Source organism: Epilithonimonas xixisoli (assembly GCF_004365655.1).
Taxonomy (GTDB): Bacteria; Bacteroidota; Bacteroidia; order Flavobacteriales; family Weeksellaceae; genus Epilithonimonas; species Epilithonimonas xixisoli.
Window position 1 is genome coordinate 445,361 of the sequence record NZ_SOEO01000001.1, and the last position, 21,313, is coordinate 466,673.

Below are 21,313 nucleotides of genomic sequence, written 5' to 3' on the forward strand. Positions count from 1 at the left end.
AAAATAAAATTCCTTATAAATTATAACAAGATTAAATAATAGAGTTAAATTATTAGAAGCTTAATCCCGCTATCCACTATATCTTTTTTGCTTTCACAACGTTTGGTCATCAAAAGAAAGTTTGTACCAAAAAGCAAAAAAGGATGCCGTACCTATCGGGGCTATGGATTTTGTCGTTTTATACAAATTTGGACATCCGTTATAGAAACTACCAATCAAAAGTCATCCTAATTCAAATTCATTCCAAACTCAATTTTTGTAACTTTGCCCCAATGAATTCTTTAGTTGACAAATATAATATTCCAGGTCCGCGTTACACCTCTTACCCGACTGTTCCTTATTGGAATGAGGAGGGTTTTACCGCAGATCTTTGGAAAAGCTCAGTGATAAGATCTTTCTCGGAAAGCAATTCTGAGGAAGGGATTTCCATTTATATTCACCTGCCTTTTTGTGAGGCGCTTTGTACTTTTTGTGCTTGTCACAAGAGAATTACGAAGCAACATTCTGTAGAAATTCCATATCTGGAAAGTGTTTTGAAAGAGTGGAAATTGTACTTGGAATTGTTCGATCACAAACCAAAACTGAAAGAACTTCACCTTGGAGGCGGAACTCCGACTTTCTTCTCACCAGAAAATTTGAGAACACTTTTACAAGGCATTTTTGATACAGTAGAAATTGCCGAAGATCAGGAATTCAGTTTTGAAGGTCATCCGAATAATACGACCAAGCAGCATCTTCAAACTTTGTTTGATCTTGGATTTACGAGGGTAAGTTTTGGCGTTCAGGATTACGATCCGAAAGTTCAAAAGGCGATCAACAGAATTCAGCCTTTCGAAAATGTTGAAAATGTGACCAATTGGGCAAGAGAAATTGGCTACAAAGGCGTGAGCCACGATCTCATCTTCGGATTGCCACACCAAACCTGGGAAGCGATGGAATTCACCATTCGTAAAACAATGGTACTGAAACCAGACCGATTGGCTTTCTATTCCTATGCGCACGTTCCGTGGGTAAAAGGCGTTGGTCAGCGTGGTTTCGATGAAAATGACCTTCCAAGTGGCGACGAAAAAAGAAGACTTTATGAAGACGGAAAAAAATTATTGGAAGAACTTGGTTACATAGAAATCGGGATGGATCATTTTGCTTTGGAGCACGACGATCTTTATCAATCATTGATTCAGAACAAGTTGCACCGTAATTTTATGGGTTACACATCCAGCAAAACCCAATTGATGGTTGGTTTGGGAATGTCTGCAATCTCTGATTCTTGGTACGCATTTGCACAAAACGTTAAGACTGTTGAGGAATATCAAAAGTTGGTGGAAGAAGGACAGATTCCTGTTTTCAGAGGTCATATTTTGGATGATGAAGATTTGAAAATTAGAAAACATATTTTGAATCTAATGTGTCAATTGGAAACCAGTTGGGATTTGCAAAATTCTTTCCCTGAGATTGGAAATTCAATTGAAAAATTGAAAGAAATGGAATCTGACGGATTAGTTGAAATCTTTGATAGTAAAATTAAAATCACAGAAAAGGGTAGAGCTTTTACAAGAAATGTTGCAATGGTTTTTGACCTCAGAATGTTGAGAAACAAACCGGAAACACGGATTTTTTCGATGACGATATAATATCTAAAGGAAGTTTCATTAACTTCCTTTTTTATTTTAATACAATCTCAAATGAACTTAATCAAACAAAAAAATATTGTTCTAAAAGGTGAAAAAGATTTTCTTGCAGACGCAATCTTTCATAAAACTGAAAATCAACTTCCTTTAATAATTTTTGTTCACGGCTACAAAGGTTACAAAGATTGGGGCGTGTGGGAATTGATGGGAGTAAAGTTTGCAAAAGCTGGATTCTATTTTGTTAAATTCAATATGTCGCATAACGGAACTACAATCGAAGATCCAAATAACTTTGCTGATTTAGAAGCTTTTGGTCAAAATAATTTCTCGAAAGAATTAGCAGATTTGGAAGTTGTGATTGATTATTTCAAAAATCAAAAAGAAGTTGATTCCAATAATATTATTTTAATTGGTCACAGTAGAGGTGGAGGCGTTTCTGTTATCAAATCTTCAGAAAATAAAAATATTACCAAACTAATAACGCTAGCGAGCATTTCTACACTTGACAGATTTCCAAAAAACGAAGATTTTGAAAACTGGAAAAAAGATGGTGTTTATTATATAGAACACGCCAGAACGAAGCAACAACTTCCACATTATTTTCAATTTTTTGAGGATTATGAAAACAATAAGGAAAGATTTGACGTTGAAAATTCTTGCAAAAATCTGATAATTCCGAGTTTGTTCATCCACGGTTCGGCTGATGAAGCGGTGGAATCAAAACATTCCGAAAATCTGCATCATTGGACAAATAATTCTCAATTCGAAATTATAGAAAATGCAGGTCATACTTTCGGTGCAAAAGAACCTTGGGAAAGCGATTCTTTATCAAAAGAATTAAGTGAAGCTGTAGAAATTTGTATTGATTTTCTAAAGGAAAATAATTTTCAAGGCAAATAGCCAAACGCCAATTTACTTCTTCTTTTTTACCAAATTATTGTTCTCGATCCAACGTTTGCTGTTGTTGATGTCCTTCAAATACCAAATGTCGCTAGCATTCATCAAATAAAGATTTTTTGAGATTGGCATTGCGATTTTTTTGCCTTCAAGGAAGTTGGCTCTCACAGAGATTGCATTTCTTTTTCGGATATAATCGCCTGTGAAAATATTGGAAAAAGATTTGCCAGAAGCTTTGTCATCTATCAGTTCAATCATTGTTAAAGTCCCATCAGCATTGAATTCCAAGATATGACGCTCGCCGTGATCTTCAAAATCTTCTACCAAAACAAATTTTTTACCTTTGATGTCATAGCTGGAAGCATCTTTTATTTTTTTGCCTTTTTGCTCGATTTTTTCAAGAATTTTGTTGAGTCCGGAATAATCTTGAGAATAGAAATAGACTGAGGAAATTAGACTGAGAAAGAGAAATGTTTTTTTCATTATAATGTTTGTGTCTTTACTTAACAAAAGTAGGCATTCCAAAAGACGACAACAAATCTTTAACTAAAATTATAAAAACAGATTTTTAATTATCTTTGCACTATGATTAGGATTACAAAAATTTTCACTTTCGAGACGGCACACGTACTTTACAATTATGATGGAAAATGCAAGAATATGCACGGCCATTCCTACAAATTATTCGTTACGGTAAAAGGAAATCCTATCAACGATTTGGAAAATCAAAAGAACGGAATGGTGGTGGATTTTGGTGATATTAAGAAAATCGTGAAAGAAGAAGTTGTGGATGTTTGGGATCACGCGGTGATGGTAAACGGCGCTTCTCCTCACAAATTGCTGGGTGAAAGTCTGGAAAACCAAGGTCACCGAGTTATCTTTTGTGATTACCAACCGACTTGCGAAAATATGCTTTACGACATCGCTTCAAAGATCCAATCCAAGCTTCCAGCCTCAGTTCAATTGGCTTATCTCAAACTTCACGAAACCGAAAATTCCTACGGCGAATGGCTGGCTGAGGAAAATTAAATTTCCATTTTAAATAATTTTTAACATTTTTTTTGTTGAATATTTGGTGTTTTAATAAAAATTAATACATTTGCATCCTTAAATTTAACAAACTATGAAAAAATTATTAGTTCTTGGTGCATTTGCACTTTTCGGAGCAATGAATGCTCAAACAGAAAAAGGATCTTGGGTTATTGGTGGAACTACAAACTTAGGTTTTAACAACCGTACAGATAAAGTTGAATATGACGGAGAAAGCGGAGATGGAAAATTCAAAACATCGACTTTTGGTTTTTCTCCATCTGTAGCTTATTTTGTAGCTAACAAAATTGCGGTTGGTTTAGATGCTTCTTTTATCTCCACAACACAAAAATATGATGGTGTTGGATCTGATGATAAATTTACAACTAGTACTTTTGCGATAATGCCTACAGGAACTTATTATTTTAAATCTGATTCAAAAGTTCTTCCATATTTAGGAGTAGGACTTGGTTTCGCTTCTCAAAAAGAAGGTGATGATGATAGTGATAAATTCAGCGGTTTTGCTTGGAAAGGAAAAGGAGGTGTTGTTTTCTTATTAAACCAAACTGTTGGTATCGATTTAGGTCTTTCTTATATGGGAGGAAGTCTTAAAAATGGAGAAGACAGCAAATTAGTATTGAAATCAAACCAAATTGGTGTTAACGCAGGTATTTCTATTTTCTTGAAATAATCTCAGCCAAAATTTATAACACGAAAACCTCGCAATTTGCGAGGTTTTTTTTATGTCTGCTGCGATTTTCTTCGTAATTGTAAAAAGAATAAAAATTAATGTTTACTTATCATTAATCGTTTTGTTCCATCTTAAAATAATCTTTAAGTTGCAGATATAAATTGTAACTATGAAAAAAATATTATTAGCGAGTGCAATCCTAGTCTTCGGTTTGATAAATGCCCAGACAGAAAAAGGTTCGTGGATTGCGGGTGGATCTACTGCAATAGGATTTAATAATTCGACGACAAAGTATAAAACTAACGGGAATTCATCAGATGGGCCAAAGGTTACATCTTTTGCAGTGACTCCTTCTGTTGGCTATTTTGTAATCAATAACTTGGCTGTAGGAATTGATTTTGGATTAAACTCAGAAACTACCAAAGAAAGAGAATACCACTGGGGATACTCCTATGATATGAAATATAAATCTAATATTTTTTATCTAATGCCGACTGTCACTTATTATTTCAATTCAGGTAAAAAAGTGTTACCTTATTTGGGAGCGGGTATAGGTTTAGCTTCAATAAAATCAAGTTTTGATTTGTATGAAATCGAAAGCAATTATTCTTTGGATAACGAATTCAAAAAAAAGGGTTATGCTTGGAAAGGAAAAGCAGGAATTATTTATCTAATCACACCATCTATCGGAATCGATTTGGGCGTAACATTTAATCAAGCTTTCTACGACCAGGATTTTCCGAGTTATGTATATGATGCTCCTCGTCTAGGCTTTGTTCAAAATGGTACTTATCAGGAAAAAACAACCAAGAATACTTTCGGTGTCAACGCTGGTTTTTCTTTTTTCTTTAAATAATTTTTACTTTTAATAAAATAAAAAACCTCGCAATCGCGAGGTTTTTTTAGTTTGGATAAACAATATATTTCTGTCTTATTTTCTCAAAATTCTCAAGGTCATTTTTCCAGCTTTCGCGGATTTCTTTTTCCGATTTTCCGGCGATCATTTGTTTTCTGAGTTCATCGCTTCCTGCGAGTTTATCAAAGAAGAGATTTTTCAGGAAATAATCTTGTTGTGGATTCTTATAATCTTTATAGGATTTCAAAAGCCATTCGAGATTCAGTTGTCGCAGGTCTTTCGAATATTGACTGAGGTTTTCGCCGTAGCATAATTTTCCGTTCAGGAAAGGGTCTTTTGCCCCTTCAGTAGGTTTTGGCGTGAATTGATAAGCGAAATTTTTCGTCCAAGGACTTCCATAAACTTGAAAAGGTAAATCCGTTCCGCGTCCCACAGAAACCTGCGTTCCTTCAAAAAAACAAAGACTTGGATAGAGGTTGATGGATTTATCATTAGGCAGATTTGGCGAAGGTTTATCAGAAACGCCATATCTTTTTTGCTTATGATAATTTAGCATCGGGATCAAAGTGTATTTTGCGGTCACATTATTTTTAAGCCATTTTTCTCCGTTTACCATTTTTCCATATTCACCGATTGTAAGTCCATAAACCACGGGAACATTATGAAGACCGATAAAACTTTTCCATTGATTTTTCATCATTGGTCCATCGGTATAGCCATCGTGCGGATTTGGTCTGTCGAGAACGATCACTTCAATGTTATTTTCTGCCGCTGCTTCCATTATATAAGACAATGTCGAAATGTAAGTGTAAAATCTCACACCAACATCCTGAATATCAAATAAAATCACATCGGCGCCTTTCAGATATTCTGCTTTTGGTTTTTTGTTGTCGCCGTAGAGCGAAACGATTGGCAATCCAGTTTTTTTGTCAATGCCACTTTTCACGTGTTCGCCAGCATCTGCAGTTCCGCGGAAGCCGTGTTCTGGGGCGAAGATGGATTTTATTTTAATATCATTCTCAACCAAAAAATCCACCAGATGTTTTTTATTTTTCAAAAGGCTGGTTTGGTTGGCTGCGACGATGACGTTTTTATTTTTCAAAAGCGGAAGATAAAGCTCCGGTCTGTCGGTGGCCGTTTCAAAACAGTCTTTGGATGGACTTTGACATTTAATAAATGGGATTGAACTAAAATAAATTAGCAGGATAAAAACTAAAGTTTTATTTTTGAGGCTTAAAATCATTGATTTGAATTTTCCGTTATATTTCTCGAAAAAGATAGCGTTTTCCAAAGATAACAAAAATAATCTCTCCAAAGTGATCGTCCACATCGGCAGGCTTTCTGTGGCGTTGGGCATCATTGTTTCCTTGATTACGATTTCCACAGGTCTGGGTTCCAAAAGAGCCATAGAAAACAGAATTTCCAATTTCAGTGGTGATGTTTCTGTGAAATCGACACGTTCCAACTCGTCGTACAATTCTTCGATTCTGGACACAAAAGGTTTGGATGTAAATGCACTGAAGCAGATTCCGGAAGTTGCTGGTTTGCAATCCTACGCCTCGGTCAGCGGAATTTTGAGAACAGAAACCAACTTCGCAGGCATCATCCTAAAAGGCGTTGGGAAAGATTTTGATAAAGAAAGATTCCAGCCGTTTATTGTTTCTGGAAGCATTCCCGATTACAAAGAAGATGGTTATAATAATGAAGTTATTCTCTCCGAAAAAATTGCCAACGATCTTTCCCTGAAAGCAAACGACAGCATTGTCACCATTTTTTCCAAAGAAGATCAAAAACCGATTTACCGAAAATTTCTCATCAAAGGAATCTACAAAACCGACATCAAACTCGTGGACGATCTTTATATGATTGGCGACATCAACCACGTTCGCAAAGTGATGAATATGGGCGAAAATGAAGTTGGCGGATTGGATGTTTTCCTTAATGATACAGACAAAATAGACAACGCATTTCCTCAGATTGAGCAGTACATCGGTTACCGAAATTATGCAGAAAAAGTAACCGAAAAATATCCGCAGATTTTGGATTGGATCAATATCTTTAATCAAAATATCACCTTGATCATTGCAATAATGCTGATCGTGGTGGTCATCAACATCATTATGGTTCTCCTGATTTTGATTATCGAAAGAACCAATTCCATTGGTGTTTTGAAAACAATGGGTGCCTCCAATGCGCAAATCAGATCCATTTTTATCAATTACACTTTGTTGATTATGGTTCCAGGATTGTTCGCGGGCAATGCAATTGGATTGGGATTATTGCTCATTCAAAAATATACCTGCTTCATCAAATTGGATCCAGAAAATTACTTCATCAGTACAGTTCCGGTAGATCTCAATCCGGTTTACATTATTGCAGTTTCCGTCGGCATCTTTATTGTTTCAGGGATAGCGATGATTTTGCCGAGTTATTTAATCAGTAGAATATCACCATTGAAAGCGATTAAGTACAGTTAGAATATAAATAATGATAGTTGATAAATGATTATTGATTAATTATCATTGCAATCAAACAATTAAAAATAATTAATGTAATTTGGGCAACTATTTCCGTCTTCCGCTCCCAATCTTTTTGCCGTCGCTTTTCCAGCCACAAAAAAGGATTTCCGCTCAAGCCGGGTTGCAGATTCAATATAAAAACATTATTAGTTATTATTTAGAACCAATTACAAATTAAACACAAATAGAAATATCAGATAAACGATAAATAATCATTGATTCTTCAATCATCGCAAATCATTTATCAACTATCAATCATCAATTATAAAAATTATGAAATATTACAACAACATCGTAGAAACCATTGGCAACACGCCACTTGTCAAGATTAACAGAGTTTTGGGAGAAGATTTTCCAGCTTTGGTTTTGGCAAAAGTTGAAACTACGAATCCAGGAAACTCCGTAAAAGACAGAATGGCGCTCAAAATGATCGAGGACGCCGAGAAAGATGGTCGTCTAAAACCAGGCGGAACAATCATCGAAGGAACTTCCGGAAACACAGGAATGGGGTTGGCTTTGGTAGCAATTCAAAAAGGTTACAAATGTATTTTCGTAACCAACTCCAAACAATCTAAAGAAAAATGTGATATTCTGCGTGCAGTTGGTGCAGAAGTAATTGTTTGTCCAACAGACGTGAAGCCGACAGATCCAAGATCTTACTATTCAGTTTCAAAAAGATTGGCGAAAGAAACAGAAAACGGCTGGTATGTGAATCAATATGACAATCTTTCCAACAGACAAGCGCACTACGAAAGTACAGCACCAGAAATCTGGGAACAAACCGAAGGAAAACTGACGCACTTTGTGGTTGGAGCTGGAACGGGCGGAACGATTACAGGTTGTGGAACATTCTTCAAAGAGAAAAACTCAGACATCAAGGTGATTGGTGTTGATACTTACGGTTCAATCCTAAAGGAGATTCACGAAACCGGTGAGATTCATTTGGAAAATGCTTACACGTATATCACAGAAGGCATTGGCGAAGATATTCTTCCTGAAAATTACGATATGAGCGTTATCGATCATTTCGAAAAAGTGACGGACAAAGACGGTGCAATCTATGCTAGAAAACTGGCAAAAGAAGAAGGGATTTTCTGTGGTTACTCTGCGGGAAGTGCGATGGCATCTTTGGTTCAGATGAAAGACCAATTCACGAAAGATGATGTGATTGTAGTTTTACTACACGATCACGGAAGCCGTTATGTAGGGAAAATCTACAACGACGATTGGATGAAGGAAATGGGTTGGCTGGACTAACTATAATTGATAAATCATCAATGATAAATGATAAATGATAAATAATAAAACCGTCTTGTTTTGAAGCAAGACGGTTTTATTTTATCAGTAGGAGGATTTAGCTCGCTTTTTTGTTGGATTTAAAAATTGTTTTTTTTAACGAACCTAAACTCTTAATAATATGAATTCTATTATTAAATGCATTAAATACCACTCCTACGGAGCTGAATTAGGAATTATTAGAACAAAATTTCTACAAACACATTGCCCCTACGGAGCATTTAAGTATTGCAATTTAAAATAAATATGATGCGAGATTTTCAGGATTTACCAAAATAAAAAAACTCCAAACGATTTTTTTGTGTAAAAATTTGAGAGTCAATTGATTTATTAATTTTATGAATGAAAGTGCTCCAAGAAAAGTAAAATGTTTGTAGAGGAATATATGATAATCAATTAATGATATTAAATTTTACGAATGAAAAATGCTCCGTAGGAGCAATATGTTTGTAGAAAAAATGAAGAAATCAAACGGAACTCCGTAGGTGTTCAACGTTTTAGGTTAATAATATTTTCAAAAAATAACTTCATCAATTTTCAAAAAAATAAATTACAAAATTCCACCACCCAAAATCAATCTGATGAATCCTAAAAATACCGCCGTTGCGCACATTATAATTCCTGCGGTAGCATTGTTTTTCGGGAGATTGTCGTCTTGTACATAGGCTACGATGCTGATGACCAATCCAACCAATGAGAAAGGAATGTTGATCCAATTAAATGATCCTAAACAAGGGATAAATCCCAATAACATCCCAAAGATGGCTAAGATTCCCATTACGAGACTTGCTGTTTTCATAGTTTTGTGTTTATATATTTTTTAATAATTGTTTTTAAACATAAGATGGCGTTGATGAACAATGCTCCAAAAATGAAAAAACTGAATTTGTTTAAAGACCAAGCCTTTTCAAAATTCATATTTTTAATTTCAATGAAAGCTCGTGTGGATCCGCAGAGGAAACATTCTTTTCCGATTTTCTGATACTCGCAAGTTGGCATTTTTGAGAGAATCAGGTTTTCATCCACAAAAAACAGAATCAGTAAAATCAAAATAGACAAAACACCTGAGATTTGCCAAACAATTTTGATGGCGTTTTTGAGCTCTTGGTTTTTGTGATTTTTTTGGGTGAGGTTCATCAACTGAGTTTATGTGATCTCCAATTTTAACTTACATTCTTCAGCGTCTAAAATATCATTTCCAATCACCAATTTCTTTTTATCCAATTCGATAATTAAACCATAATCATCAAAGTGTTTGAAAGCTTTAATTTTATCAACAGCAAATTTTCCCGAGACTTCATAATTCAGTTGACTATTGAAATTTGATTTGAGTAAACTAAGTTGAAATCGATGATTATCTTGTGAAAAGGAATAAATCATTTTTTTATCAGAGGAAACATAGGGTTTGGTCTCAAAGAAATAAAATTTTTTGTCTTTAGAATTAAAAACATAATAACCGCTATATTCAAAAGCTTTTACTTTGAAAAAATACCAGTCATTTGATTTATTTACTAAGTCAAAACTTCCTTTCATATAGGCTACTTGTTTGTCTTGATTTTCAAAGTTTACAAAATCTCTGCATATTGTAAAAGGGAAATTAGAAGGGTTTTTTGAATTGATGTTGATGCATTTATCATTAATTATTTCTGGGAATAATTTTATGAAGTCAGCTTGAATTTTGGTATTTTCAACTTCAACAAGTTCATCAATTTCAATAAAAGTTTTATTCTTGTCAATAACAATATTATCATTTGTTTTGATTCTAAAAATACCTTGCGAATCTACTGTCTGACTAATATTTGTACATTTTTGAGCTTTTGAAATATTGATTATTAAAATTAAAATAAGCAATAATTTTTTTTTCATAATAAGGATTTTGATTTGATATTCAACTACCCAAAAACCTCAAAATCAACCCCATCAAAACTTGCAAAAACCATCGTAGGATAAGAATCCTGATGGAACATATTTCCCTCAGAATCAATTCCAATCGCGCCAGCAAAACCATCAATTTCTTTCAATTCTACAAAGGTTCTGTCAAAGGCATTTTCGATCGTAAGTCCGTCTGTAACTCTCGTCACGATTTTTGCTGAAGTCGCATTGCTCACAATATCTTCTCCAACACCAGTACAACTTACCGCACAGAATTGGTTCGCATAGTTTCCTGCAACCGTCGCAGAATCCGAGATTCTTCCAGGTATTTCAAAACCTTTTCCTCCCGTGGAAGTCGCAACTGCCAATTTTCCATTTTTGTCAATCGCAACAGCGCCAACAGTTCCTTTTCCGCCAGTTTTTAGTTTCTCTTCGTATTCCTTTCTTCGTTGTAGAATTTCAGGTGAAAAATCTTCGAAGCCGTGTTTTGTTGCATATTGTTTTGCGCCATTTCCGCCCAGAACGCGATCGTCTTCTTTCATCAATTCCTTCGCGACGAAAATCGGATTTTTCACATTTTGGATATTAATCACGCCACTCATTTTCTGCGTTTTGCCATCCATAATCGCCGCGCTCATTCGGATAATTCCATCACTTTGGATTTGCGAACCAATCCCTGCATTGTAAAGTTCATCATCTTCCAAAAGCGAAACCGCGTAAGCAACCGTATCAAAAGCCGAATTATTTTGAAGAAAATCGTAGGACTTTTTTGCAATGGCTTTCAGTGAGTTTTGTTTGGCAACTTTCACTTCGTTGCTTTGGTTGCTTTCTGAGAAGAAACCGCCGTGGATGATTATTTTCATTGTTATGGAAATTTATTTTTTATGTCTTCGAGAACCTTAGGCTGACAATCTTAAATTATGAACTGTAATTACGATTTGTCACACTGAGCGGATTCGAAGTGTTTTAGTCGCTAGTATAATTACTCGGAACTACCTGTGGAATTGGGTTGTACTGAGAATTGACAATATTCATTTCTCTTGATTTCAAATCAAAAGTATCATTCATAGAAAGTACGTCCACAACCAAATTTTTAATAGAAATAGGTTGTCCAAGATCAACATTAGTCAAATTTGTATCTTTGATTTGAAGTCCATCCACGATGATGACAAGCCCGGAACCAATTGCCGTCATTGTATCATTTTCGATGAACAATCCTGTATCTTCACCCAGCCCAATTCCCAAAGTTCTCGGATTGCTTACAACCGCTTGGAACAACCTTCCGATTCGCCCGCGTTGCACAAAATGCGTATCGATAACCACATTTTCTATAAATCCAAGACCTTGTGTTGTTTTTATTTCGCCTTTCAATAGCGCTTCAGAGCTTGAGCCTTGGTAAATCATATTTTCAGAAGCAGCAGCAGCTCCGGCAGAAGTTCCGGCGTAGATGAAGTCTTCGGTTTGATATTTGGTCAAGATGGCGTCGTGGAATCTGGTTCCGCCAAGAATCGAGGTTAGACGAAGTTGGTCGCCACCAGTAAACATTACGACATCAGCTGCATTGGCTCTTGCCACAATCGCATCGCTATTCGCTTGTTCACGATTTTGAATATCAAGGATATTACAATTTTTAATTCCAAGATACTCGAAAGCCTTTTTATATTCTGGTCCAACAATGTCAGGAATCTGAGAAGCAGTCGTAATGACTTCGATGGTAGAATCTTCTTTTGATTTAGATTCATCGATGATTTTTCTGAGGATGCCTCGTTCAAAAAAGTTGAGGTTTTTTTCGACGTTTTGGTCAAAACTGGTCTCTGTAAAACTACCTTTGTTTACAGCGCCTCCAATGATGACTAGTTTTCCTTTTGATTTCATAGTTAACAAAAATAATAAATCATAATAGAATATACCTCATAATAAAGACGTAAAAATTAGAAAGCTTAATTTAAACTTTTCATTTTTAATGAGTTAATTGATGTAAAAGCAGGTTTTAAATTAAAGAATTCTTAATAATTTTGAATAAATGATAAAGAATTTGTTTTATAGTAAAATAATTATTTATGATTTTTCTTTAATTAAATGCTTTTCTATTATCTTTGATAAACTAGAATTTTAAAAGAAATTAAAACATTGTTTTGAAGAGATAGGGGAATCTTCCCGTATTTTATTTTTAAACTATTGAATTTTAGTTTAATATCTAGAATCTGAAATATCTAACATCTACTTTTTTATATGAAAATCGAAAAAATACAAGTTCTGAGAGGTCCGAATATCTGGAGCATTACAAGGAAAAAATTAATTCAGATGCGTTTGGATCTGGAAGAAACAGAACACTTTCCAACTAATAAGATCGATGGATTCCGAGAAAGAATAGAAAAACTTTTACCATCGTTGATTTCCCACAGATGCTCGGAAGGTTGCGAAGGCGGATTCTTCAAAAGGGTAGAAATGGGAACCTGGATGGGACACGTGATAGAACATATTGCGTTGGAAATCCAAACATTAGCAGGAATGGATGTTGGCTTTGGAAGAACCAGGGAAACCAAAACGCCTGGTGTTTACAATGTGGTTTTCAATTATATAGAAGAGAGAGCGGGAATCTACGCCGCAGAAGAATCCGTAAAAATTGCAGAATGCCTGATCGACGGTTCTGAATATGATATTAATGACTGTATTCAAAATTTAAAAGAAATCCGTGAGCGAGAGAGACTAGGTCCTTCCACGGGCAGTATCGTGGAAGAAGCTGCTTCCCGAAGAATTCCCTGGATCCGATTGGGGAAAAACTCTTTGGTTCAATTGGGTTATGGGATCAATCAACAGAGATTTCAGGCAACCATTACCGGGAATACCAGTAGTATTGCGGTAGATATCGCGTGCAACAAAGAACTTACGAAAAAAATGTTGGAAGATGCTGCCATTCCTGTCCCTTCCGGAGATTTGGTGGTGGATGAAGATGGTTTGCAATCTGTCATTAGAAAAATAGGTTATCCCTTGGTTTTGAAGCCTTTGGATGGGAATCACGGCAAGGGCGCTTCCATTAATGTTAAAGATTACGAAACAGCTTTGATAGGATTGGAATATGCTCAGAAATATTCCCGAAAAGTGATCGTAGAAAAATATATTACAGGTTTTGATTTCCGTGTTTTGGTCATCAATCACAGAATGGTTGCGGCGGCAAGAAGAGTTCCGGCACACGTGGTTGGAGACGGTGAACTGAATCTTCAACAACTGATAGACAAAGAAAATCTAGATCCAAGAAGAGGCTACGGACACGAAAACGTCTTGACCGAAATTGATGTGGACAAAGACACCAACGAACTTCTTGACAAACTGAATTACACGCTGGAAACCATTCCTCAAAAAGGAGAAATAGTTTACTTAAAATCCACAGCAAATCTCTCCACAGGCGGAACTTCCATAGATGTGACGGATATGATACATCCGGAAAATGTACAGATGGCAGAGAGGATTTCCCGAATCATCGGATTGGATGTTTGCGGCATCGATATTATGGCGGAAAACCTGACCCAACCTTTGAAAGAGAGTGGAGGCGCAATCCTGGAAGTAAATGCTGCACCGGGATTCAGAATGCATCTGGCACCAAGTGAAGGTTTGCCAAGAAACGTTGCGGCGCCAGTTGTAGATATGCTGTATCCGCCAGGTAAAGAATTCAGAATTCCGATTATTGCTTTGACGGGAACCAACGGAAAAACGACGACCACAAGATTGCTCGCACATATCGTTAAAAATAATGGAAAAAGAGTAGGATTTACAACGTCTGACGGAATATATATCCAAAATACATTGCTCCAAAAAGGAGATACGACAGGACCAATGTCGGCAGAATTTATCCTCAAAGATCCAACGGTGGAATTTGCGGTTTTGGAAACGGCGAGAGGTGGAATTTTGCGTTCTGGTCTTGGTTTCGGAACTTGTGATATCGGTGTTTTGACGAATATTAAAGAAGATCATTTAGGTATTAGTGATATTCACAATCTTAAGGATTTGACGCGTGTGAAACGTGTGGTTCTCGACAGTGTGAAAAAAGACGGCTGGTGCATCTTGAATGCAGACGACGAATATTCTATGCGACTGGCGGACGATTTGCGCTCAAAGGTAGCCTTGTTCAGTCTGGATGAGAATAATCCGCACATCAAAAAATTTGCGAAAGAAGGCAGAATTACCTGCGTTTATGAAGAAGGTTTTGTAACCATCAAAAAAGGAGAATGGAAAATCCGAATCGAAAGGGTGAAAAATATCCCGATTACGATGGAAGGAAAAGCGAAGTTTATGATTGCTAATGTTTTAGCAGCGTCATTGGCCGCTTATGTTTACGGCTTTGAAATTCCAAATATCGCTTTGGCATTGAATACTTTCATCCCAAGTGCGCAACTCACGCCAGGACGACTGAATATTTTTAAATTCAAAAACTTCAAAGTGATGATTGATTTTGCACACAACCCGGCAAGTTATGAAGCGATTGAAGATTATTTGAAAAACGTAGAATCCAACAAGAAAATAGGAATTATCTCCGGCGTTGGCGACAGACGAGACGGCGACATCCGTGAGTGTGGAATGATTGCGGCGAGAATGTTTGATCACATCATCATCAGAAACGAAAAACATCTGAGAGGTAGAGCCGAGGACGAAATCAACGGACTTATCATAGAAGGCATTCAAAGTGTGGACAAAGCGGTAAGCTACGAATGCATCCCGAAAGAAATCGATGCGTTGAAACATGCGATGAGTCTGGCGGAAGAAGGAACTTTCATCACAGCACTCAGCGACGTTATCAACAACGCGATAGAATTGGTTCAGGAATATCAGGCAAGGGAAATTCAGGACGAAGGGAATGTGTACTAATCTTGAAATTTGAAATAATAAAACCGCTCATTTAATGGGCGGTTTTTTGTTTTTATGGATTTTATTAAACAACCTCATTTCTATCGATTTGTTGTCCTGGATTCCAGTTTTGCGTGGCTGTTATTGTATATTTTTCCTTTCTTTGGATGGGTAAATTTCAAAGCAGACCAGATCTCGTTCACGCTCAAGCAAGTACTTTCTACCAACCCGAATTCATAGCCAATTTTGATGACTTTGGGTAACGCTAGATCGGTGTCCAGCTGTCCGCCTTTTGGCCAAGAGACCCAAAGCATTCCATCTAGTTTCAAATGATCTTTTAATGTTTGAAATATTTCCGATTGCTCTTTTTGTTTTTTGACAAACAAATGAATGTAATCAAATTCTCCGGTCAGAGATTTTTTCAAATCAATATTGGGGAGATTTAATGATTCAATAGCTTCTGTGGGCGCATTAACAAAATAACTTCTTGCATTCTCTTTGATTCCCATCTTTTGTGAAACCGTTTTCATAGCTGAAACATTTTACAATTTGATAATGCTAATGAAACAGTAATTAAGCCAAAATAATTTCCTCAAAACATAAAACCGAAAAACCGCGCAATTGATGGGCGGTTTTTCATTAATATTAATAAGATTCTTAACCAGTAATTTTCAAAGATGTAATCAAATCATTATCAATCTTAAGATGATAGGATAGAACAATCGGACTTCCCGGGAAATTCCCTGAAACTTCAGCTCTCAAGATTTCTTCAGCTTCAGAATATTCCAAAGGTTTCATTGTGGCGTGGTATTCTTCGTTCGCTTTTTGGATCCATTGTTGGATTTCGGGTTTTCCGTTGTGTGTTTTTCCTTCGTCAAACACTACGGCATTTTCGGAAAAACAATCGGCATAAGTTGCACTATCAAAGTTGTTCTGTGCTTCTGCAAGCTTTGTAAGTACGTTTGGTAAGTTCATATGTTTTATTTTAAGTAGGTTATGATTGCGCAAATTTCGTACATACCACGACATTGCACAATTACGGAATTACGATTCAAATAGGGATAAATTTTTCCCCTATTGCACAATTTGGAACATAGGCTTAATTTTGCTCTTATGTATGAAAGAAAGATTTTACCGAACCTGAATTGCGGTCTCGATTTGATTGGCGAAGTGCTCTACGGCAAATGGAAAATGCGTCTGCTTTGGTTTATCAACGAAGGACATCAGCGTCCAAGCGAATTGCAGCGAAAAATTCCCGATGCTACCAGACGCGTTCTGAATATTCAACTGAAAGAATTGGAAGAACACGAATTGGTATCGAAGGTCATTTATCCTGTGGTTCCGCCAAAAGTAGAGTATAGTCTGACTGATTTTGGGAAGACTTTGATTCCCGTTATTTCAACTTTAGGAAATTGGGGTGACAAGAATGAGGATCGTTTGAAATCTGTGATTATGAAAAAATATACTTCCGAAAGTCCGGAGAATTCTGAAGTCTGAATCAAAAAAACCACTGTAAAAAGGCGGTTTTATTAATCAAATTCTATGCGTATCATTTTTCTGCGCCCTTCCGATAATTTCTCACCAGAACCGCAACCGCAAACAAAAAAGTAATTGCATAAAGCACAGACAACGCAGGTTTCTCAATAGTCATCGTTTTGAAATCAATTTGCTTGTATAATGCTGCGCCAACGATGATGGCTACGATGCTCATTGTGAAAATTGGGGCTTTGCTTTTTTCCATGGTTTTAAAGTTTTAGTTTTAAAATCGTTTTGTTTAGGAGTTTCAGTAAAGTTTTGATAATTAATTTTAATGAAACTTCGGTCGCACTAAAATACCAATTATTTCCTTCCGATTACTTCTCCACCTTAGAAATCAATCTTTTGTTGGTCTTGTCAAAAGTCAGCGTCTTATTCGGTCCGCCGTAGAAGAGGGTGATGGCGATGGTGCTGTCGGTTTCCTTGCTTAGGATGATATTCTTCGCTTGACTGATTCTCAATTCCGGTCGCAACAGTGCATCATACTTCACATTGATGGGCTCCTTTTTCAATCGTTCGATGTCCATTTCGGTGGTCTTGTAAATCACTTGCTCCAGCAATCCTTGTTTTTCGATGATTTCTATCCAAGGATGAACTATCACGCCATAACCTACAATTTGAGCACGGTACTTTTCGTTCAAATCCTTTTTGAGATGCAGTCCGGCTGAGGTCATAGAGAGCATCAGGGTGTAGAGTGGAAGTCCCATCATCAGGACACTTCCTACAATTGCGAGAACCATCAAACCCAAAAATATCTTGGCGATCAGCTTTTTCCAATAGACAACTATCACAAACAAACTCATCAACAGCCAACTCCAAAACAGAATAATATCACTGTGATAGCCCGCCAGGCTCATCTGGAATTTGTAAAACAGCACACAATCTGCCACAAGCAAGACCGAGAGCAGGACGAAGAGGTAAAGACTTATTTTCATTTTAAGGATTAATGAATTGATAAAACTAATGTAAGCAAAATCAATTATTATCACAACCATCTATTTCTCCTCGTTGTTGCTCTGCCTATTACTATTTCATCAGTAATTGATACTTCAATTGAGCCTCATTATCTTCCGGTTCTTTTTCAAGGTATAACTTCATATATTCAATAGCTCGCGTTTTTTGACCTGAGACTCTATAGGCCTCACTGATGTAATAATAACCATTGGTTGAGTTGGGAAAAAAGTGAAGATTTAACTTAAATAAATCTATCGCCTGATTGGTCTTTTTTTCGAACAAGAACTTATAACCATATCTCTCAATCAGATTTTCTCTTAAAGAATATTTCTTTGAGTTGAGCTCTACTTCCTTAATACCGGCTTCATAACCTTTGCTGGATATGGTTTTGATAATATCCTTAGTATAAAAGAAATTGTCAATGGATGGTGTTGAACCTATCAATTGTTTTTTAATCAGATTACTCGCTTCCCAATAATTCTCGACTTCTCCATTGGTTAGAATGACAACAGTGTAGCCCAAATCCGGATAGATCATCAGTTCGCAAGCAATACCATCGTGTCCACCGGTATGTCCAAAGATTCGTTGCCCGTTGATTTTGTTTTCTTCAAATCCGTAGCCATACATTCCTTCTCTGTACTTCACTTTGCCCGATGTACAAAGGGTTATACTTTCTTTACTCAATAAAATATTGTTTTGTAGAGCATTGGCGAAATTCAGCAAATCGTCTGCTGTTGAATAGCCACCACCAGCAGGCGTTCCTTTGGCTAAATTTGAGTAAATATTGTTTTTCCATTGCCCTGGTTCTTCCAATGACATAGTGTAGCCGGTCGCTAAATTTGGAATGGCATTATCCAATTCGTAAGCATCCGTGTTAATCATTTTTGAAGGTTTGTAGATGTGTTCTTTGACGTAATCAAAATAATTATGACCCGACAATTTTTCAATAATTAATCCCAAAACCATAAATCCGGAATTACTGTAATAGAAGTCACTACCCGGCGCAAAGGCAAGTTTTTTATCTACAAACAACGGAAGATAATCAGAAACTGTTTTGAAGTTGACTTTTGCACGCTTGTCATAGTCCTCCCAAAAACTGCGCATCCCGGAAGTGTGCGTCAATAATTGATGGATGGTCACTGAGTCGGCAACCGTTTTATTGGGATAATCGGTAAGATGTTTTCCTACTTTATCCTGAAGCGAAATTTTCCCGGATTCCACCAATTGCATAATAGCGATTGCGGTGAACATCTTGTTGATAGAAGCTAAATTGAACTTCGTGTCCGGTTTATTTTTAACACGATCCGGCAAATTGGAAAAGCCAAATGTTTCTCTGTAAATTGGCTTGCCGTCTTTTGCAATGAGAACGACGCCGCTTAGGTTATTTTCTTTTTCAAGGTTTTTTAAGTGGGTCTTTATCGGGTCAACGATGCTTTTCAAATTTTGTGATTGGATTGCAATAGGTTGCAAAAAAGCTATCAGAAAGACAGCTGTAGAAAAATAGATTTGACGGATGGTCATAAGGGTTTTCATTATTGATTAAGCGACAAAACTACTGCAAGCCCAAAAGTAAAAATTGTACAATTGTAAACCTGCCTATAAAAACAGCCAATGAATTTGTTTTTTTTCCAGCGCCGTCGTTTTTTCAAAGAAAACCTTGGGCGACAACCCAGTCACTGATTTGAATTCCCTGATCATATGCGACTGGTCAAAATAATCAACACTGTAGGCGATATCCGTTAAGTTGTTTTTTGCCTTATCTGATGCATATTTGTTAACCGCATTTCTGAATCTCAATATCTTTTTGAATTCGGATGGTGTTTTGCAGATATGTCTGTCAAAATGTTTGTTCAATGTGGTGCGCGAGATATTATTTTTTTTGCACAATTCTGTAATCGTTAAAGCGTCATTGTCATCACCCATCATTTCAGACAAAATGGTCTCAAGGAAATTATGATGAAATCCTCTTAATTTTGACAACCAATATCTTTCAACGGCCTCAATTTTTTCGGTGTCATTTTGCAAAGAAAGAATGTTAATCATTGCTTTTCTATAATCCTCAAAAGGTAAAAATTGGGAAAAGTTGGAGCTGTTGTAATGGCTTAAGTTGTTCTCCAAAAATGAATTAATCGCCAATGGTTTGAAATAAATTGTAATCTCGTTTATCTTCCCTTCATATTGCACATACACCGGCTTGTTGAAATCAGACACCAAATTGGTTTCCACCTCATTGTCATGGCATTCTCTGATTGTTAATTGATTGTTTTTAGTCATCGCTCTCGATTTTTCACTGCTTGATACAATGGTAAAAATTGAGGGGAAAGTGATGTACTTGGCGGGTTTTTCTTCAGCGGTATGGGTGAGGATATAAATACTTTCGATGTATTTTTTAAGCAAAGGAGTGGAAGGGGAAAAGACTTTTATTTTCATAGATTGCCATTGGCTGCTGGAGCCCAACTAACTGTTTGTGCAAATATCCGATTAAATTCGGATTCACCACTTTTCAGTAAAATTGTTTCACGGTTTCAATACTTCCAGTTTCTGTGTCTGCAAACAAATAAACACTGCCATCGTCGTGAAACAAGTCGCTTTTTTTGATATCCACCTGACCTAAAAAATACAGAGGTTTGTTATTTTTAATCAGCCAATTGGGGTTTTGTATCCATTTTGGCGGTTTTGTTTGATATTTGAAAAGTTCTGCAATGGTTTTCTTGATCATCAGCTTCTTGTCAGGTTTGGATAATGATCGGTCTGTTGGCAAAATATATTTTTCAAAAAAGTCAGGTTGGATGTCAAGATATTTTGGACTTGTGGCAAGCAACAAATCGTAGTCTTCTGAATATTGCTTGGTTGATTGAACTTCAATATTCATCTTCTTCAAAAACAATTGGACTGCGCCTTGTGCATTCAGTCGTCCGTCTGCACTGTCGTAATTTTGTTCCGCCAAAAATAGAAATGGGCTGGAATCTTGAAGATAAGTGCCTGACCAATCGACGGTTTCGTTTGACAGCAATGCTTCCAATTTTTTGTTGGTATAGATCTCTTGCTCGAAGTCTTTGCTTGACAGCTTTCCTTCTGCAAAGTCCACTAAAATTCTAAATTCGTCTGTCATAGGTCATTCTATTCGGTCGCTGGTGCGAGGCTCTGGCTCGTATCCTCTTGCAATTAATATTGCTACAAAGGTTTTAAGTAT

23 protein-coding genes are annotated in these 21,313 nt (G+C 36.5%); 9 read left to right on the forward strand and 14 right to left on the reverse strand.

What is annotated here, in order from left to right:
- Positions 1-272: 272 nt before the first annotated feature.
- Complete coding sequence (gene hemN / locus B0I22_RS02120; RefSeq protein WP_133942959.1) at positions 273-1,631, forward strand: oxygen-independent coproporphyrinogen III oxidase; 1,359 nt, start codon at positions 273-275, stop codon at positions 1,629-1,631.
- Between the two features lie 51 nt (positions 1,632-1,682).
- Positions 1,683-2,528, forward strand: coding sequence for an alpha/beta hydrolase family protein (locus B0I22_RS02125; protein ID WP_133942960.1), 846 nt, complete (start codon positions 1,683-1,685; stop codon positions 2,526-2,528).
- A 12-nt stretch (positions 2,529-2,540) separates the two neighbouring features.
- Here B0I22_RS02125 and B0I22_RS02130 read toward each other — a convergent pair whose 3' ends face one another.
- The gene (locus B0I22_RS02130) at positions 2,541-3,008 is read right to left on the reverse strand and encodes a hypothetical protein (protein ID WP_133942961.1); all 468 of its coding nucleotides are present in this window, start codon (positions 3,006-3,008) and stop codon (positions 2,541-2,543) included.
- 102 nt (positions 3,009-3,110) lie between these two features.
- On the opposite strand from B0I22_RS02130, the gene B0I22_RS02135 reads away from it, so the two are divergent.
- From B0I22_RS02135 to B0I22_RS02145, 3 genes are all read left to right on the forward strand, one after another.
- Complete coding sequence (locus B0I22_RS02135; protein WP_133942962.1) at positions 3,111-3,554, forward strand: 6-pyruvoyl trahydropterin synthase family protein; 444 nt, start codon at positions 3,111-3,113, stop codon at positions 3,552-3,554.
- Positions 3,555-3,648: 94 nt separating this feature from the next.
- Positions 3,649-4,245, forward strand: a complete 597-nt coding sequence (locus tag B0I22_RS02140; RefSeq protein WP_133942963.1) for an OmpW family outer membrane protein — start codon at positions 3,649-3,651, stop codon at positions 4,243-4,245.
- 169 nt (positions 4,246-4,414) lie between these two features.
- Positions 4,415-5,101 (forward strand): outer membrane beta-barrel protein, encoded by a 687-nt coding sequence (locus B0I22_RS02145; protein ID WP_133942964.1) that lies wholly within the window; start codon positions 4,415-4,417, stop codon positions 5,099-5,101.
- 46 nt (positions 5,102-5,147) lie between these two features.
- Here the strand turns inward: B0I22_RS02145 and B0I22_RS02150 are convergent, their stop codons facing one another.
- The gene (locus tag B0I22_RS02150) at positions 5,148-6,344 is read right to left on the reverse strand and encodes an exo-beta-N-acetylmuramidase NamZ family protein (RefSeq protein ID WP_133942965.1); all 1,197 of its coding nucleotides are present in this window, start codon (positions 6,342-6,344) and stop codon (positions 5,148-5,150) included.
- A gap of 4 nt (positions 6,345-6,348) precedes the next feature.
- Between B0I22_RS02150 and B0I22_RS02155 the strand changes: the two genes are divergently transcribed.
- On the forward strand, positions 6,349-7,578 hold the full coding sequence (locus tag B0I22_RS02155) for an ABC transporter permease (RefSeq protein WP_133942966.1): 1,230 nt from the start codon (positions 6,349-6,351) through the stop codon (positions 7,576-7,578).
- Between the two features lie 315 nt (positions 7,579-7,893).
- The gene (locus B0I22_RS02160) at positions 7,894-8,877 is read left to right on the forward strand and encodes a PLP-dependent cysteine synthase family protein (RefSeq protein ID WP_133942967.1); all 984 of its coding nucleotides are present in this window, start codon (positions 7,894-7,896) and stop codon (positions 8,875-8,877) included.
- Positions 8,878-9,466: 589 nt separating this feature from the next.
- Here B0I22_RS02160 and B0I22_RS02165 read toward each other — a convergent pair.
- From B0I22_RS02165 to B0I22_RS02185, 5 genes are all read right to left on the reverse strand, one after another.
- Positions 9,467-9,715: a hypothetical protein gene (locus B0I22_RS02165; RefSeq protein ID WP_133942968.1), complete on the reverse strand. Its 249-nt coding sequence runs from the start codon at positions 9,713-9,715 to the stop codon at positions 9,467-9,469.
- Positions 9,712-10,053, reverse strand: a complete 342-nt coding sequence (locus tag B0I22_RS02170) for a DUF2752 domain-containing protein (protein ID WP_133942969.1) — start codon at positions 10,051-10,053, stop codon at positions 9,712-9,714. Before B0I22_RS02170 ends, B0I22_RS02165 begins: the two co-directional genes overlap by 4 nt.
- A 9-nt stretch (positions 10,054-10,062) precedes the next feature.
- The gene (locus tag B0I22_RS02175) at positions 10,063-10,782 is read right to left on the reverse strand and encodes a hypothetical protein (RefSeq protein ID WP_133942970.1); all 720 of its coding nucleotides are present in this window, start codon (positions 10,780-10,782) and stop codon (positions 10,063-10,065) included.
- A 26-nt stretch (positions 10,783-10,808) separates the two neighbouring features.
- Complete coding sequence (locus B0I22_RS02180; protein ID WP_133942971.1) at positions 10,809-11,651, reverse strand: isoaspartyl peptidase/L-asparaginase; 843 nt, start codon at positions 11,649-11,651, stop codon at positions 10,809-10,811.
- A 103-nt stretch (positions 11,652-11,754) separates the two neighbouring features.
- Entirely contained in the window at positions 11,755-12,663 is a 909-nt protein-coding gene (locus B0I22_RS02185; RefSeq protein ID WP_133942972.1) for a cyanophycinase, read from the reverse strand.
- Positions 12,664-13,020: 357 nt separating this feature from the next.
- Here B0I22_RS02185 and cphA point away from each other — a divergent pair, with 357 nt between their 5' ends.
- The gene (gene cphA, locus B0I22_RS02190) at positions 13,021-15,651 is read left to right on the forward strand and encodes a cyanophycin synthetase (protein WP_133942973.1); all 2,631 of its coding nucleotides are present in this window, start codon (positions 13,021-13,023) and stop codon (positions 15,649-15,651) included.
- Between the two features lie 80 nt (positions 15,652-15,731).
- On the opposite strand, the gene B0I22_RS02195 is transcribed toward cphA, so the two are convergent.
- Together B0I22_RS02195 and B0I22_RS02200 are read right to left on the reverse strand one after the other, a co-directional pair.
- Entirely contained in the window at positions 15,732-16,160 is a 429-nt protein-coding gene (locus B0I22_RS02195) for a hypothetical protein (protein ID WP_133942974.1), read from the reverse strand.
- 127 nt (positions 16,161-16,287) lie between these two features.
- Entirely contained in the window at positions 16,288-16,605 is a 318-nt protein-coding gene (locus tag B0I22_RS02200; RefSeq protein WP_133942975.1) for a Cif family virulence factor, read from the reverse strand.
- A gap of 138 nt (positions 16,606-16,743) precedes the next feature.
- Here B0I22_RS02200 and B0I22_RS02205 point away from each other — a divergent pair, with 138 nt between their 5' ends.
- A complete protein-coding gene (locus B0I22_RS02205; RefSeq protein WP_133942976.1) occupies positions 16,744-17,127 on the forward strand; it encodes a winged helix-turn-helix transcriptional regulator in 384 nt (127 codons plus the stop codon).
- Between the two features lie 52 nt (positions 17,128-17,179).
- On the opposite strand, the gene B0I22_RS02210 is transcribed toward B0I22_RS02205, so the two are convergent.
- The 5 genes from B0I22_RS02210 to B0I22_RS02230 all read right to left on the reverse strand — a co-directional run bounded on the left by B0I22_RS02210 (position 17,180) and on the right by B0I22_RS02230 (position 21,232).
- Positions 17,180-17,371: a hypothetical protein gene (locus tag B0I22_RS02210; protein ID WP_133942977.1), complete on the reverse strand. Its 192-nt coding sequence runs from the start codon at positions 17,369-17,371 to the stop codon at positions 17,180-17,182.
- Between the two features lie 112 nt (positions 17,372-17,483).
- Entirely contained in the window at positions 17,484-18,101 is a 618-nt protein-coding gene (locus B0I22_RS02215; RefSeq protein ID WP_133942978.1) for a hypothetical protein, read from the reverse strand.
- A 91-nt stretch (positions 18,102-18,192) separates the two neighbouring features.
- Positions 18,193-19,653: a serine hydrolase domain-containing protein gene (locus B0I22_RS02220; RefSeq protein WP_133942979.1), complete on the reverse strand. Its 1,461-nt coding sequence runs from the start codon at positions 19,651-19,653 to the stop codon at positions 18,193-18,195.
- A gap of 63 nt (positions 19,654-19,716) precedes the next feature.
- Positions 19,717-20,550 (reverse strand): helix-turn-helix domain-containing protein, encoded by an 834-nt coding sequence (locus B0I22_RS02225; protein WP_133942980.1) that lies wholly within the window; start codon positions 20,548-20,550, stop codon positions 19,717-19,719.
- A gap of 73 nt (positions 20,551-20,623) precedes the next feature.
- On the reverse strand, positions 20,624-21,232 hold the full coding sequence (locus tag B0I22_RS02230) for a hypothetical protein (protein ID WP_133942981.1): 609 nt from the start codon (positions 21,230-21,232) through the stop codon (positions 20,624-20,626).
- Between the last annotated feature and the right edge of the window lie 81 nt (positions 21,233-21,313).